This is a genomic window from Janthinobacterium silvisoli (assembly GCF_014200725.1).
GTDB lineage: Bacteria > Pseudomonadota > Gammaproteobacteria > Burkholderiales > Burkholderiaceae_D > Janthinobacterium.
This window is the reverse complement of the sequence record NZ_JACHCL010000001.1, coordinates 899,430-914,341: the sequence shown is the minus strand read 5'-3', so window position 1 is coordinate 914,341 and position 14,912 is coordinate 899,430. Positions and strand designations below refer to the sequence as shown.

Below are 14,912 nucleotides of genomic sequence, written 5' to 3'. Positions count from 1 at the left end.
CTTATTTCTGCGCCAGCGCTGCCGCTGGAGCTGTCGTGGCCGCTTCAGGCAATACCTTGACGGCAGCGCCCGGCACCAGTTTTTGCGTGCCGCCGATGATCACGCGTTCGCCATCCTTCAAGCCGCTCTCGACCAGCCACTGGCCGTGCAGCAAGGTGTTTGCCACCACGGTGCGCACCTCCGCCTTGCCCTCGGCATTGGCCAGCATCACGGTGGCCTGGCCCTGCGGGTCGCGCGTGACGGACGAGGATGGAATTTGCATGACATTCTGCTGCAAGCCCTGGCCCACTTCGGCGCGCACGAACATGCCTGGCAACAGCAGGTGTTCAGGATTCGGGAAGCGCGCGCGCAGGGTCACCGAACCGGTGGCCGGGTTGACGGTCACGCCAGAAAACTCCAGGGTGCCCTTGTGGGCGTAAGTGCTGCCGTTTTCCAGGGTCAGGTTCACTTCCGCCTGCTCTGCACCGTTGGACTTCAAACGGCCCGAAGCGAGTGCATCGCGCAGCGCCAGGCCTTCGGCCGACGACTGCTGCACGTCGACGTACATCGGATCGATCTGCTGCACCGTGGTCAGCAGGGTGGCTGGGCCGCCCTGCACATAACCGCCTTGCGTCACTTGCGACACGCTGCTGCGCCCGGCGATTGGCGACACCACGCTGGTGTAGCCCAGGTTGATGCGGGCGGTGGTGGTGGCTGCTTTCGCGGCGGCCACGTCGGCAGCCGATTGCAGCTGCGCCGCCAGTGCGTTGTCATATGCCTGTTGACTGATGGCGTTGCCCTTGATCAGCACCTTGTAGCGGGTCAGCTGGGCATCGTTGGTGGCCAGGTTGGCCTCGGCCTTTTGCAGCGCCGCTTCGGCGCTGGCCAGGGTGGCGCGGTAGGGCGCTGGGTCGATCTGGTACAGCGCCTGGCCGGCGCGCACATCGGCGCCTTCCGTATAGCTGCGCTGCAAGACCACGCCATCGACGCGGGCGCGCACTTCGGCGATCAGGAATGGCGCGGTACGGCCCGGTAATTCTACGCTGAGCGGCACGGCGCCATGGTGCACCGTCAACACGGTCACTTCTGGCGTGGTGCTGGTGGCAGTTTTCGGGGCAGGGCTGCAGGCTGCCAGCGCGGTCAGGCACAGGCAGGGAACAAGGACGGGGCGAAGGCGGAGCAAGGCAGGCATAGACGCGATTCCAGAGTCGTGGTGGTAACGGGATTTTGTTGCATTGCACTATGCCTGTCCCCCGCTTACCCCAGCCTTTGCATTGCATTAAAGTTTTTTAATGTTGTCTTTGGAATTGCCGATCAGACATCAATAGTTTTTCTGAAATAATATTTCGTTTTATTAATTATCTTTGAGATAATGCCGATCTGATATTTTTTGAGACGCGCAGACGTCACCTTTATAACCACGGGAAATACCGAGAAAACGGAGTCTTATGAAAAGTAATATGCATGGACCAGTACTGCGATGGCTGGCAGCGAGCTTGCTGGCCATCTCGATGCTGGCCGGTTGCGGTGGCGGCGGCAGCGACCCTGCCATCACCACGCCAGTGGCCGCAGCGCCGCAGCCTGCCATCTTGTTTGGCGGCGCCGTAGCAGCTGCTGTTGCCGGCGCCGACGCCACTGGCAGCATGGGCGGCCTGATCGAACTCGATGCAGGCGGCAGCAAGGATGTGGACGGTAATGCGCTGAGCTTTGCCTGGAGCATCGTTTCCAAACCGGCTGGCAGCAATCTCAGCCTGAATGCCGCCAGCGCCGCCAAACTGAGCTTCCAGGCCGATGTGCTGGGCAGCTATGTATTCAAATTGCGCGTGACCAATAGCAAGGGTGGTTCTGCGGAAAAAAATGCCACGGTATTGATCAATAACACCGTGCCGAACGTGGCTGTCGTGGTCAATGCCACGTATGAGGCGACACCGGTCGTCAAGCCGGCCCTGAACGTGTATGCCGGTTCGAGCATCGTGCTCGATGCCTCGGGCAGTACCGATGCCGATGGCGATGTCGTCGCGACCACCTGGGAACTGTTTGAAAAACCGCAGGGCAGCACCGCTGCGCTGGTCGTCACCGGTCAGACGGCCCGCTTCTCGGCCGATTTGCTGGGCCTGTACAAAGTGCGCGCCCGTGGCGCCGATGGCAAAGGCGGATATGCCGAGACGGTGTATCAGTTGAACGCCGCCACCAAGGCACCGACCAACGTGATACGGGGCGTGGTTGCCGTGATCAGCCGCGACAATCAAAGCGTGCCGGTTGGCCAGCCAGTGGTCACCAGTGGCATCCTGAGCTACGACGAAGGCGGCGCCAAGCTGAGCTACTCCTGGGCGGTTGACAGCCGGCCTGCCGGTTCGGTTGCCGTGCTGGCAGCGGCAACGACCTATCTTCCTTCGTTTACGCCCGATGTGGCAGGCGCGTATGTATTGTCGCTGACGGTCAATAACGGCCGTCAGACGGCAGTTGCCTATCTGACGCTCAATGCCTACGCCTCGACATCGAGCGTGGTAGCGCTGCCGTTTGCTCCGCTGGAAGCGCGCTACAACCAGGCACTCGATCGCCTGGTAGTGGTCGCCGCCAATCCCGATGCCCTGAAAATCATCAATCCGACCGACGGGACGATCACCAGCATCAGTTTGCCTGCCTCGGTCAAGTCCTTCAATCTGAGCCCGGACGGCAAGCTGGCCGCCGTATTGCATGAGGGCGTGGTGAGCCTGGTCGATCTGGTAGCAGGACAGCTTGTGAACTCGACCGGCACCGCAGGTTCGCAGACGGAAGTGTTTGTCACCAATGACGGTCTGACTTTCCTGACCGGCCAATCGATCGGTACGTCGCGATCCAATGTCAACGTACTGAATGCGCGTACAGGCCAGTTCTTGCCAGGCCTGGATTATTTTTCTGGCGCCTATGGCAACGTGCGTGGCGTATTTTCGGCAATAAAAAACAAGGCGTTTGTCATGCAGGTCGGTTCGTCGTATGCTCCGTCGACTTTTACCATTGATCCAAAAACCGGTGCCATCCTGAGCAGCGCATATGGCAATTATGGGGACTACCCGGTGAATGCGCCACTTTTCCTGTCGGCCAAGGAGGATCTGGTGTTTACGTCCAGCGGCACGTATTTCGACAGCGAGACACTGAAATACGTGGGCCGTTTTGTGTTGAATAACAGCTTGCTGTCTATGAGCCATTCGGCCGTGAAGTCGGAGGCGCTGGTAATGGAAGCGTCGAACAATTACCCGGGTTTTTACAACGATCCGTCCTACCAGGACAGCTACCGCCGCTACAGTGGTGACTTGCTGTTCCCTGCAGGTACGGTTGCCTTGCCTGTGATCGGTGGCGAAGCCAGCTACGGTATCGGCATTTTCCATACGGTTGCCGGCGATCCCGTGGCACTGGTACAGACGGGCGGCGCCTTGAAAAGCACGGCACGCGCCAAGTATTACCTGATCTATCGTTGATGAATTAGTTGCCTGCGCGGCAGCTTTGTAATTTATGCTATGTTAAGAAGGCGGCGGGATGGAAATAACCATCCCTGCCGCCTTTTTTATTGATATGGACAAGGAGATTTCGGGATGCCAACGATCAAGCGCGCACACTTCGCCACCGCACTGCTGCTGGGAGCCTTTGGGCTTGCCGCCATGCCGGCCCACGCCGAACTGGCCGCCACGGGCGAGCCGCCTGCCGCCAAGCAAGCCTGGAAAGCCGTCACCGTGGCCGATGGCGTGCGCCAGCCCTGGGGTATCGCCTGGCTGGGCGACGGCCGCGCGCTGGTCACCAGCAAGCAGGGTACCTTGCATATACTGAATGGCCAGCAATTCGAGGCCGTGCCGTTGCTCGGCATGCCGGCCGTGTTTGCGGGCGGGCAGGGCGGCCTGCTCGATATCGTGATCCATCCGCAAGATGCGGACAAACCGAATCCGCGCATCTACATGACGGTGTCGACGGGCACCAACGAGGCCAACCGCACGACCCTGGTGCAAGGCGTGTTCGATGGCAAGCAGGTAATGGGTATCAAGACCCTGTTCAAGGTGGGCACCGACAAGAGCGGCGGCCAGCATTTCGGTTCGCGCCTGCTGTGGCTGCCAGACGGCACTTTACTGATGAGCGTGGCCGATGGCGGCAATCCACCGCTGCGCATCGGCGACCGCCTGGCGCGCGACCAGGCGCAAAACCTGGCCACGCACCTCGGTTCGATTTTGCGCCTGACGGATGAAGGCAAGCCGGCGCCGGGCAATCCGCTGGCCGCAAAAGGCGCCGTGCCGGAAATCTGGTCGTATGGCCACCGCAATGTACAGGGTTTGGCGCGCGATCCCGTCTCGGGCCGCGTGTGGGCCACCGAGCATGGCCCGCGTGGCGGCGACGAGTTGAATCTGATCGTTGCTGGCGGCAACTATGGCTGGCCTTTGCAGGGGTATGGCGCCGATTACCAGACGCACGAGCCGGTGGGCAAGCATGAGGTGGCCGGCATGATCAATCCGACCGTGGCCTGGGTGCCGTCGCCGGGACCTTCCGGCCTGGCGTTTTACACGGGCGACAAGATCCCCGCCTGGCGCGGCAGCGTGTTCAGCGGCGGCCTGGCATCGAAGGATATCCGCCGCGTTGCACTGGACGCCAAGGGCAATGTCATCGGGCAAGACAGGCTGGACATCGGTGCGCGCGTGCGCGACGTCAAGCAGGGGCCGGACGGTTATCTGTATGCCTTGACCGATGAAGACAATGGCCGCTTGCTGCGCATTGTTGCGCAGTAGCTGACCATGGGCGCCGTCTTCGCTTAAGATGGCGCCTTTGTTAAAAAAGAGGTGGCGGCATGGCCCGTGATACGTATGCATACCGGCAGGTGGCGGTGGAATCGCGCGAAGTAAGGGGCAGAGTGGAAATTCGCCCCGTACCGGGGCAGGCGTTTTCGCCTGAGCTGACTGTGCAGTGCTCGCGTCGCCTGAGCGACCTGGAGGTTTATCCCTTGGGCAGCCGTTTTTTACTGTTGGCCAAGCTGACGGACCGCCTGGGCGGCCCGCCTTTTTTATACGCCTATCACGGCGACGCTGACGTGCCCATGACGCCGGCCGAAGTCAAAAAATTCCTCGGCGAATTCAAGCGCGGCCGCATTTAGCGCATGTAGACTCAGGCTTCGCAGGCCGTGCAGTCGGCTGTCTGCGTGCTGACCCGTTCCTTGCCAAAGCGCCAGATCGCCAGCGCGCAGCCGAGGGCGAACACACCGCCGACCACCATCGCACTGGCCACGCCCAGGCGGTCTACCGAGATACCGCCGACCAGCGCGCCGCAAGCCAGCGAGACCTGGATGATGGCGACGAACAGGGCGCTACTGCCTTCCATCAAATGCGGCGCCGCCTTGTACATCCAGGTTTGCACGGCGATCGGCATGGCGCCAAAACCAAAGCCCCAGATGGCCACGATCAGCATGGCGGCCAGCTGGTTGCTACCGAAGCCGGCCAGCGCCAGAGTAGCCAGGCCCAGCAGGGCGCCCGTCAGGGTTAAGGTCATCCTTTCGCTGCGGCCGGCCGCCCAGCCACCGATAATGTTGCCGATGAAACCGGTCGCGCCATACACCAGCAGCATGGCGCTGATGGTGCCGGCCGAGAGGTGCGAGATTTGCGTCAGGAAGGGGGCGATATAGGTGTAGGCGGCAAACTGGCCCGTAAACAGCATGGCGGTGGCGATCAAGCCCAGCCTGGCCTTGCGGATGCCGAAGATCATCGGCAACTGGCGCAGGCGGATCGCTTGCGTGGGCGGCAGCTTGGGCAGCAGGAATAGTTGCGCGATGAACACCAGCACGGCGATGGCGCTGGCCGCGCCGAAGGCCACGCGCCAGCCCACCAGTTCGCCGACCAGCGCGCCGGCCGGCACGCCCGCCACCGTGCCCAGCGAGACCCCTGCAAAGATGATGGACATGGCGCGCGGCGCATGTTGCATCGATACCAGGCGCGGCCCGATGGCAGTGCCGATGGCCCAGAAACCACCGACGCCCACGCCCAGCATGGCGCGGCCCAGCAGTATCCAGCCATACGAGGGCGCCAGCGCCACCAGCAGGTTCGATGCCACCAGCAAGGCTGTCAGCGACAGCAGCACGATGCGCCGGTCCAGGCGGCCCGAACCAACGGTGACGAAGATGGCGGCAAAGGCGGCGATAATACCGGGGGTGGTGACCATCAGCCCCGCCTGGCCCTTGCTGATGGCCAGCTCGGCCGCCATGGCTGGCAGCAGGCCGACTGGCAGGAATTCAGACGTGACGAGGGCGAAGGCGCCGATGCCGACCGACAAGACGGACAGCCAGGGCCCCAGTGCGGTATCGTCCTTGTTGTCCGTCGCGCTGCCAGGCGTGGACGGGGAAGAGGGTAGTTGCATGTGATACTCCAGGAAGCAGATTGGTAGTGATAGTGTTTTTAACTGGTCGGTATATAATCGGGCAAGTCGCACGTCGTTGTCAATTAATTTTTTACTGATCGGTAAAAAACGAATATATAAATTCAGACTATGAAACAAGATAAAAAAACAGAGACCATCAAGGCCAAGACAGGCCGGCCGCGCACTTTTGATGAAGACGAGGCCCTCGATTGCGCCATGAAAGTGTTTTGGGAAAAAGGCTATGAAGGCAGCTCACTGCCCGAGCTGACGCGCGCCATGGGCATGAACCGGCCCAGTTTATATGCCGTGTTTGGCAACAAGGAGCAGTTGTTTCACAAGGCGCTGGAGCGCTACAGCGATACGCGCATGCAGTTTTTCGATGCGGCGCTGGAACAGCCGACGGCGCGCCAGGTGGTCGAATCGCTGCTGACCCAGTATGTCGATGCACAGACGGCGCCCGATGGCCCGCATGGCTGCATGGGTGTCAATGCGGCGCTCGCTTGCAGCGACGATGCCTTGCCGATCCGCGACGAATTGTTTGCGCGCCGGCTGCGCGGCGAGATCAAGTTGCGCGAGCGCTTGCAGCGCGCCAGGGATGAAGGGGATTTGCCTGCCGATTCGTGCCCGGAACAGCAGGCGCGCTTTGTGGTGACCCTGTCGCAGGGCATGGCCATCCAGGCAGCGGCCGGTGTGTCGCGGACGCAATTGCACGAGATGGTGGCTTTGCTTCTCAGGAATTGGCCTTTGTAACTCCTTTAGTCGATGCTGCGCGCGAGGTCGCTGGGAGCCTTGCGCCGCCAGGCGGCCGTCAGGGCCACGGCCAGCATGTCCAGTTCCGCATCGGCCAGGCGCACCGTGATGCCGGCCAGGCGTTCGCCCCACCAGAGTTTTTCGCAGCCGGACGGCGTGATGACGGTGGCGATGTGCGCCGCTTCCGCATCGAGCAGCACGTTGATGTGGTCGTCGTCGGGCAGGGTGGCGAAGATCTTGCCACCCACGCGAAAGGCGGGCCGGTCGTGGTGCTCTTCCTCGGTGGTGTCGGGGAACGACAGTGCCAGATAGCGTAGTTCTTCCAGATCAACCATTTCCTCTTTCTCCTCGCAGACGAATCGTAGCGTATATGCATTTTGCCATGCTGTTTCATTGTGTGGTGCGCCTTGGTGTGAAAAGAAAGACACACCTTGCGGCAGCGACACCATTTCTTGTGGTGCGAAAACGACAATGTGCCATCTGAAAACAGCCTGTCGACATAGCAGCAATACTTGCCTCAAAAGAATATTTAATGATAAAAAATAATTTTCTTAAGAAGTAATTAGGCTAGAATGGAGTCATTGTTTCTTCCGACCCGTCAACCGTTTGATTTTGTCCCGGTAACCCGAACCCTTGCCAGGACAATGCAGCGCTCTGCGCCGTAGCCCGTTTTTTCTAATGGGAAATCATGCCACCGGCCGCTCATCCTTTTTGACATTGCCAGCGCAGCGCTGACACGCCTCAACATAGCGTGGCTCAGCTGAAGCGCTTCCATGCCCTTATTGGATACCATCATGAAAAATTTTTCCAAAGCCGCGTTCTTCCTGATCGCCGCCGCTGCGTTTGTCCATGCCAACGCCAGCACCATTTTGCTCTCCACCGGCTTTTCGGAAGCCGGTCCGCAAGCCAGTGCCGCCGCCTATCAAGAGGTGGTGAACGCCGCTATCGCCGCGCCTGGCAAGGGTTACGGTACGACCATGATCAGCAGCTACGATAACGTCAAGAACAGCAAGGTGTTCGGCAGTGGCGCCAACGTTGCATTCAAGTCGAGCATTAATTTCGGCGTCGGTTCGGCCCAGGCGGGAGTGTGGAACTTCCGTGCCGGCATGGATTTCGCCAAGGGCGGCGCGATGTTCATCGACGGCGTGGCGCTGGACTTTAAGTCGAGTGATATGGCCTGGGATGGCAGCTATGCGGATGCCGGCCAATATCTGAGCGCTTCAGTGCGCCTGAGTCCAGGCAACCATGTCTTGAGCATTTATGGCGTGGAAGGCTGCTGCGATGGCAGCCAGCAAGTGCAGTTCCAGTACGGGAAGGGTAACTTCACCAGTTTCGGCGCTTCCGACGGCCTGGTGTCGATCGTTCCGGAACCATCAACCTACGCCATGCTGCTGATCGGCCTGGGCTTGCTGGGCTTTACGGCACGCCGCACCCGTTCGGTCCAGTTCAAGGCCTGAGCGCCACTGCTCCAGATTGACCAAGCCCGCGCATGCAGTACTGCATGCGCGGGCTTTTTGCTGTCTGGCCAGTGCGGAGAGTAGGCGCAGAAATCAGCTGTAGTTTGCGGATAATTGTATCGGATGTGCGGCCGGGGATTAGCATCGCTGGAGTGCAGGCACATGTGCTCTGCCGGCCTCTATTGGTTATTTATCAGACACTATTTGTGAGGTGAGGTGAAATGTAGGAGTTACGAATATTTTCGTAAAAACTCAAACGAAATACGAGGATCGTCGTATAATGAAAACTCGAATGGGCTACAAATACGCGAGACAGAAAGTGTTGCAGGCCCTGAACCTGCGTGCCTACTCTCACGAAGTCCGTCATGCTATCGACGTCAAGAATCTTTTACATCGGGGTGACATTACTCCGGAAGAAGTGATTAGCTTGATTGAATCGAGTTCGGGAGCGGACTACTCAAGCAGCATGCATCACGTCGTGCCAAGTGTCGAGGTACACGTCATCCGATGCAGGAAGTGGTATATCAAGTTTTATTTTGTTGATCCGGACACGGTCTTTATCAGCGTACATCAGTGAGGAAATCATGAAACTTTTGCAGGCAGGCGACAAGAGCCAAGCGATTTGCTATCACTGCAAGGCGTTGGTTGCCACCACCTATCAGCGCAGGGATGTTCCTTTCAGCGATGGCGTGGGTGTCGCGAAAGATATTCTGGCAGGGGTTTGTGATCTCTGTGATCGGGTAGTGTCGACTCCTGCGCAATCGACGCCCGCAATCAAGGCGAGCCGTGACAAGGCGATGGTGCCAGTTGAAGCGCAGCTCCCGGCGATTTATATAGATGCCCTGGATTTGGCTTGCTACCGTGTTGATCCATCCGTGAGTCCGGATTTCAGGAAGCGCTTATTGATGTATTACGTCAGCAAGTCCAGCAAAAGCGCAGCCTGGTCTGCGCGGCTGGTGGGGGCCTTGAAGAAAAAAACCGAGTTTGAGGTGCTGGCAGAGCCTGCGCGCAAGCGACTGTCCATCAAGGTGACGCAAGCGATGGCCGATGAAATCGCCGCTGTGATGAAAACTACCAGCTTGAACAAAACTGACCTGATGAAATCGATCGTGTTGCAAATCAACGAGGATATTATCAAGCCGAAGGTCCCCAGGTATTTCGAGGAGCTTCAGACCTTGGCACTGGTTGCCAACTGTTAGTTTTCTGACACCTTGGCTGCACACGTATCAGCCGTCGCTGCCGCCATCGCCGCCATCATCTTCGCCTTCGTCGTCGTCATCGCCCTTGCTGCCTTTGCCCCGTTCGGCATCGACGCTGTTCTTGAGGGCGGCGGCATCCTTGAAGAACGACTCGGTCGTATGGTCGGGCGCCAGACGCAGCGCTGGCGGCGACAGTTCCGACATATACAGTTCGTCCGCCAGGCGGCCATTCAGTTGCAGATTGCTCAGCAGCACCAGGGCCGAGCCGAGTATCGCCAGCACCACGCTGGTCACGGCAAAGCGGCGCGGATGCTGCGGCTTGATCGTGCACAGATGGAAGTAGATCATGCAGCAGACGATGACGATGAACATATGCCGGCCATAGCGCGTCAGTGTTTCCAGCGACAGCGAATAGGCGACCATATTGCTGGCCAGTTCCCACACTTCCATCGCCACCAGGCCGCAGCCGATGATGAACAAATGGCGGCCGAAGCGGGCCACCTGGCCAAACAATCGGTTGGCCACGGCCCAGATCGAGGCCCACACCAGGCCGGCAGCCAGCGCGTAGGTAAGGATTTGCAAATAGGAAATCGGATCGAAACTCTCGGCGTCGCCCAGCCAGTTGCTGAAGATGGCCGACAGGCCGATCATGGCCAGGCCCGTCAGCGCGGGCTTGGTGCCTTCCCAGCCATGCATGGTGGTGTCGCTTTGTTCGGGCGCAACCGGGTGGTCGGCGGCGCGCACGCGCAGCAAGGTATGGCCCAGGCGCACGATGCTGTTGCCTGTCAAGGCTACTTGCAGCTGGCGCTTGCCCTGGTGGATCACGCCATTGTGGCTGCCCAGATCGCGCAGCAGCAAGCCGCCTTCGCCATCGTCCTCGATGATGGCGTGCTCGGCTGCCGTGTGGGCGTCGTCGAGGATAAAGTCGTTGTCATAGCCGCGCCCTAAACGTATCGGCAATGTTTCGATACGCTGGCGCTGCTGCACTTCGCCATTGGCGGCCAGGATTTCAATGAAGTAAGGGGCACGCATTATTTGCTCCCCTTGTCACGCGATAAGGCTTCGAGGAAGGTGCGGGTGGCGCGCATGCCGTTGTCGTAAGACACGCCGCGCACGTCGATGCGGCTTTGCAGATTCATCAATGGTTCATCGGTACTGGCGGCCAGCAGGGCGAAATCATACAGGCCGGGGAATTTGCGGTAGGCGCGCACGCAGAGTACGGCGCGCAGCGGCAGGCTGGCATTTTTGACGAAGCGTTCGGTGCACTGTGGGCCCGTCAGCTGGGTGCTTTTGTAGCTGCCAAAGCTTTCATTCTTGAATGAGGTGCTGGCCAGTTGTGCAAAGCGCAGGGCGCCCAGGTCGCTGCTGCGCAGGAATTCATGGCGCATTGACACCTGCCCCGTTTGCAGCGCGCCGGAAATATAGATGGCCGACTCCATGGCGCAGCTGGTGTTGTCTACCGTGTAAGGTTTGTCTGCCTTCGCGTTCGAGCGGCCCCAGCAGCGCATCTGGTCCGATTCGCGCACCGGCACGCGGTACGGCCCCATGGCTTTCAGGCTCAATGGGGTGTCGAGCAGACGATCGATCATGACTTCCTGGTGCGCCAGCAATTGCGCGGTGACCAGCGGCTTGAAATCTTTCGGCGGCTTGTCCTGGTGGGCGACCTTGTCCAGCAATTGCTGGGCGTAGCGCGCGGGCACCAGGAAACTCACCAGCTCGCCATCGAGGCGCTTGGAGACATTGATGCCGGCCACGTCGCCGCTGGCGGTAACGCTGGGTCCCCCGCTCATGCCGGCATTGATCGGGCCCGTGAACATCAGCTGGTCATAAAAGCTGCGCGTGACGACGCCGTTGTAAGCGCCTTCGGAAATGGCAAAACCCAGGTCGAGCGGATTGCCCATCGAATACAAATATTGGCCTTGCGTCAGTTGCGCCAGCTGGGCCGGCATCTTGAAAAAGCCCGTGCCGTGGCGGTTCACGCGCAGCACGGCCAGGTCGTGCAGCACATCGACGGCCAGCAATTCGACATTGCCGCGCTGGCCGCTGGTGTCGACCCATTCGCCCACATAGGTGTCCGGGTCGAGCGCGAATTGCGAGACCACGTGGTAATTGCTGACCACCAGGTTGCCCGTGCCGATCAAAAAGCCCGAGCCGACCGACGATTGCGTGCGGCCGTTTTTCAGCAGCACGCGTATTTGCAGGATATCGGCGCGCGCTGCCGTGTACAGCTTTTGCGCAGCCGACGAGGGCGGCGGCAAGGCGGCGTGGTCAGGCGCAGCGGAGGCCGGGGCGGCGGCAGTGCTTGGGGTTGGCGTGGTGACGGCCGCCTTGGCGGCCGTGGTGGCCGGGGCGGCGAAGACGCTGGCGCAGGTCAGGCTGGCCAGCAGCAAGGCAAATTGTGAGTATTTCATGCATCCTTCGAGCGTGAGCAGGAGCGAAGCCAGGGCAGGCCGGCGTCTGGGGTGATCCAGCAGCCGGCCAGGGCATTACAGGGCGCCGTCTTCCAGCGCGGGCGCCGTTGCCGGCGTCATCATGTGGCCAAGTTTGCTGGCCTTGGTATTGAGATAATGCTGATTGAAGGCATTGCGGTTGACCAGCAGGGGGACGCGCTCGGCCACTACGATGCCCAGCGCTTCCATGGCGGCAATCTTGCGCGGATTATTGGTCATCAGGCGCAAGCTGGCGATGCCGAATTGGCCGAACATCGGTTTGCACAGCGCATAGTTGCGTGCATCGGCCTTGAAGCCCAGCTGTTCATTCGCCTGCACCGTGTCGGCGCCCGCTTCTTGCAGACGGTAGGCGCGGATCTTGTTGATCAGGCCGATGCCGCGTCCTTCCTGGCGCAGATACAGCAAGATGCCGCGGCCTTCTTCGGCGATGCGTTTCAGCGCGCCTTCCAGCTGGGCGCCGCAATCGCAGCGTTGCGAAAACAGCACGTCGCCCGTCAGGCATTCGGAATGCACGCGCGCCAGTACCGGTTCGCCGTTGCCCACGTCGCCCAGCACCATGGCCAGGTGTTCCTTGCCCGTTGCGTGTTCGATAAAGGCGTGCAGCGTGAACTGGGCCCACGGCGTCGGCAGTGCGCAGGAAGTCGTGTAGTCCAATTGGCCTGTGGTCAGGATGTCCGCGCCGCTTTGCATGGTTGTGCTCATATAAGTAAGGTTCAAAAAGAAAGGCGCGCCTGACCACTGCGGTGCTGGCGCGCCCTGTCATCATACCAAAAAGCAGGGAAAACGATTTCCCCCGCCTGATATTGCCATTGCCAGGCATCTTACTTGTGGCCGGGGCCGCCTTTTGCAATACCGTTAGTATGGGAGGTCAAAGACTAATACTTCTGCTTCTTCCGCTTGCGACAGGGTCACCACCGCTTCCTGTGTCAGTTTCAGCGCATCGCCCGTTTTCAAGGGCACGCCGTTGACCACCAGGCTGCCACGGATCAGGTGCACATAGGCTGTGCGGCCTTCCCCCAGCGCATGCTCGAGCTGCTCGCCTTCGCGCAGGATGCTGGCGTAGATGGCCGCATCCTGGTGAATTTTCACGGAACCCTGGCGGCCATCGCTGGAAGCGATCAGGCGCAGCTTGCCCAGTTTGCTTTCCGGCGCGAAATGTTTCTCTTCATAGCTGGGGGCGATGCCCGTCACGTTCGGCTGTATCCAGATTTGCAGGAAGTGCACGCCTTCGGTGGGCGAAGGATTGAATTCGCTGTGACGCACGCCGCTGCCGGCGCTCATGCGCTGCACGTCGCCATAGTGCAGGATGGAACCGGTGCCCATGCTGTCCTTGTGTTCCAGCGCGCCTTCGAGCACATAGGAAATGATTTCCATGTCGCGGTGGCCGTGGGTGCCGAAACCCTGGGCTGGGGTTACCCGGTCTTCATTGATGACCAGCAAGGGGCCGAAGCCCATGTGTTTCGGATCGTGGTAATGGCCGAAGGAAAAGCTGTGATGGGAATTGAGCCAGCCATGGTTGGCTGCACCGCGTTCTGCGCTATGACGTATCTGTAACATGGTGGACTCCATTTTCTATGAGTTAATGTGCGATAATTTCGAAGGACTATTGCCTGATGCACCTTCTCTGCACGATGAAGACAGTATAGGCGCCCATATCGTGAAAGAAAAACGGAAAATCTACCGTTTAATTATCGAAAAAATCGAATGTTAAGACTGAGCCTGGAAGCGCTGCAAATTGTCGACGCCATCGATCGCCGGGGCTCGTTTTCGGCTGCCGGCAAGCAATTGCACAAAGTGCCATCGACTATCTCGTACACGGTCGCCAAGCTGGAGGATGATTTGGGCGTGCAGGTATTCCAGCGCCATGGCCCCAAAGTCGTGCTGACGGCGGCTGGCCAGGAATTGCTGAAAGAAGGGCGCTACCTGTTAAAAGCCGCGCAAGACCTGGAACACCGTGTGCGCAGGGTGGCCTCGGGCTGGGAGACGGAAATTGCCATCGGCCTCGACACCATGTTTTCCGCCGTGGCGCTGGCCGATGACGTGCAGGCGTTTTACGGCGCGGCACAGCAGACGCGGTTGAGGCTGGTGCAGGAAACCTTGTCCGGCACCTGGGAAGCGCTGCTGGAACGCAGGGTGGACTTGCTGGTGGGCGCGCCCGGCGATGGGCCGGCTGGTGGCGGCTATATTTCGCAGCCGATCGGCATAATGGATTTCGTGTTTGCCGTGGCGCCTACGCATCCGCTAGCCCAGCTGCCGGGGCCGCTTAGCCGCAGCGACTTGCAACAGCACCGCGCCGTGGTGGTGGCCGATTCGGCGCGCCAGCTGGCGCCGCGCACGGTAGGGCTGTTGCTGGGCCAGGATGCCTTGAGCGTGCCGACCATGCAGATCAAGTTTGATTACCAGGTGCTGGGCCTGGGTTTTGGTTTCTTGCCCGGCCCTTGCGCCCGCGCCTCCATCGCGCGTGGCCAACTGGTGGAAAAAGAAGTGGAAGAGCCGAAGCCGTCGGAAACGTTTTATCTGGCCTGGCGGGTGGGCGAGGATGGCGCCGCACTGCGCTGGTGGATGGCGCGCATGCGCGAGCCAGAGGTGTTTGCCCGGCTGGCGCAGCATCTGCCCGGCCGTGCCCATGCCTGAAGCAGCGGCCATGCAGGCTGGTCAGCCAGCTATTCTGCGGGTGCTGCAAAATGTTGACATAAGCCAACATTTTCAGGGTA

At 60.1% G+C, this 14,912-nt stretch carries 14 protein-coding genes; 7 read left to right on the top strand and 7 right to left on the bottom strand.

All coding sequences use genetic code 11. From position 1 onward, the window contains the following. Position 1 precedes the first annotated feature (1 nt). Positions 2-1,171: an efflux RND transporter periplasmic adaptor subunit gene (locus tag HDE75_RS04105; RefSeq protein WP_183676098.1), complete on the bottom strand. Its 1,170-nt coding sequence runs from the start codon at positions 1,169-1,171 to the stop codon at positions 2-4. Between the two features lie 256 nt (positions 1,172-1,427). Between HDE75_RS04105 and HDE75_RS04100 the strand changes: the two genes are divergently transcribed. The 3 genes from HDE75_RS04100 (at position 1,428) to HDE75_RS04090 (ending at position 5,089) form a co-directional block, all read left to right on the top strand. Next, positions 1,428-3,437, top strand: coding sequence for a PKD domain-containing protein (locus HDE75_RS04100; protein ID WP_183676099.1), 2,010 nt, complete (start codon positions 1,428-1,430; stop codon positions 3,435-3,437). 114 nt (positions 3,438-3,551) lie between these two features. Next, entirely contained in the window at positions 3,552-4,727 is a 1,176-nt protein-coding gene (locus HDE75_RS04095; protein WP_183676100.1) for a PQQ-dependent sugar dehydrogenase, read from the top strand. Positions 4,728-4,786: 59 nt separating this feature from the next. Then, complete coding sequence (locus tag HDE75_RS04090) at positions 4,787-5,089, top strand: hypothetical protein (RefSeq protein ID WP_183676101.1); 303 nt, start codon at positions 4,787-4,789, stop codon at positions 5,087-5,089. Positions 5,090-5,100: 11 nt separating this feature from the next. Here the strand turns inward: HDE75_RS04090 and HDE75_RS04085 are convergent, their stop codons facing one another. Continuing rightward, complete coding sequence (locus tag HDE75_RS04085) at positions 5,101-6,342, bottom strand: MFS transporter (protein ID WP_183676102.1); 1,242 nt, start codon at positions 6,340-6,342, stop codon at positions 5,101-5,103. 129 nt (positions 6,343-6,471) lie between these two features. Here HDE75_RS04085 and HDE75_RS04080 point away from each other — a divergent pair, with 129 nt between their 5' ends. Next, entirely contained in the window at positions 6,472-7,092 is a 621-nt protein-coding gene (locus HDE75_RS04080) for a TetR/AcrR family transcriptional regulator (protein WP_183676103.1), read from the top strand. A gap of 5 nt (positions 7,093-7,097) precedes the next feature. On the opposite strand, the gene HDE75_RS04075 is transcribed toward HDE75_RS04080, so the two are convergent. Continuing rightward, positions 7,098-7,427, bottom strand: a complete 330-nt coding sequence (locus tag HDE75_RS04075) for an MmcQ/YjbR family DNA-binding protein (protein ID WP_183676104.1) — start codon at positions 7,425-7,427, stop codon at positions 7,098-7,100. A 459-nt stretch (positions 7,428-7,886) separates the two neighbouring features. On the opposite strand from HDE75_RS04075, the gene HDE75_RS04070 reads away from it, so the two are divergent. Together HDE75_RS04070 and HDE75_RS04065 are read left to right on the top strand one after the other, a co-directional pair. Further along, on the top strand, positions 7,887-8,549 hold the full coding sequence (locus HDE75_RS04070) for a CCXG family PEP-CTERM protein (RefSeq protein ID WP_183676105.1): 663 nt from the start codon (positions 7,887-7,889) through the stop codon (positions 8,547-8,549). A 584-nt stretch (positions 8,550-9,133) separates the two neighbouring features. Next, a complete protein-coding gene (locus HDE75_RS04065; RefSeq protein ID WP_183676106.1) occupies positions 9,134-9,748 on the top strand; it encodes a hypothetical protein in 615 nt (204 codons plus the stop codon). Between the two features lie 27 nt (positions 9,749-9,775). Here the strand turns inward: HDE75_RS04065 and HDE75_RS04060 are convergent, their stop codons facing one another. From HDE75_RS04060 to HDE75_RS04045, 4 genes are all read right to left on the bottom strand, one after another. Then, the gene (locus HDE75_RS04060; RefSeq protein ID WP_183676107.1) at positions 9,776-10,780 is read right to left on the bottom strand and encodes an FHA domain-containing protein; all 1,005 of its coding nucleotides are present in this window, start codon (positions 10,778-10,780) and stop codon (positions 9,776-9,778) included. Next, complete coding sequence (locus tag HDE75_RS04055; RefSeq protein WP_183676108.1) at positions 10,780-12,159, bottom strand: S1 family peptidase; 1,380 nt, start codon at positions 12,157-12,159, stop codon at positions 10,780-10,782. Before HDE75_RS04055 ends, HDE75_RS04060 begins: the two co-directional genes overlap by 1 nt. 75 nt (positions 12,160-12,234) lie before the next feature. Further along, a complete protein-coding gene (ribA, locus tag HDE75_RS04050; protein ID WP_260173675.1) occupies positions 12,235-12,900 on the bottom strand; it encodes a GTP cyclohydrolase II in 666 nt (221 codons plus the stop codon). A gap of 153 nt (positions 12,901-13,053) precedes the next feature. Next, positions 13,054-13,755: a pirin family protein gene (locus tag HDE75_RS04045; protein WP_183676110.1), complete on the bottom strand. Its 702-nt coding sequence runs from the start codon at positions 13,753-13,755 to the stop codon at positions 13,054-13,056. 147 nt (positions 13,756-13,902) lie between these two features. Here HDE75_RS04045 and HDE75_RS04040 point away from each other — a divergent pair, with 147 nt between their 5' ends. After that, positions 13,903-14,832 (top strand): LysR substrate-binding domain-containing protein, encoded by a 930-nt coding sequence (locus HDE75_RS04040; protein WP_183676111.1) that lies wholly within the window; start codon positions 13,903-13,905, stop codon positions 14,830-14,832. The last annotated feature ends 80 nt before the right edge of the window (positions 14,833-14,912 follow it).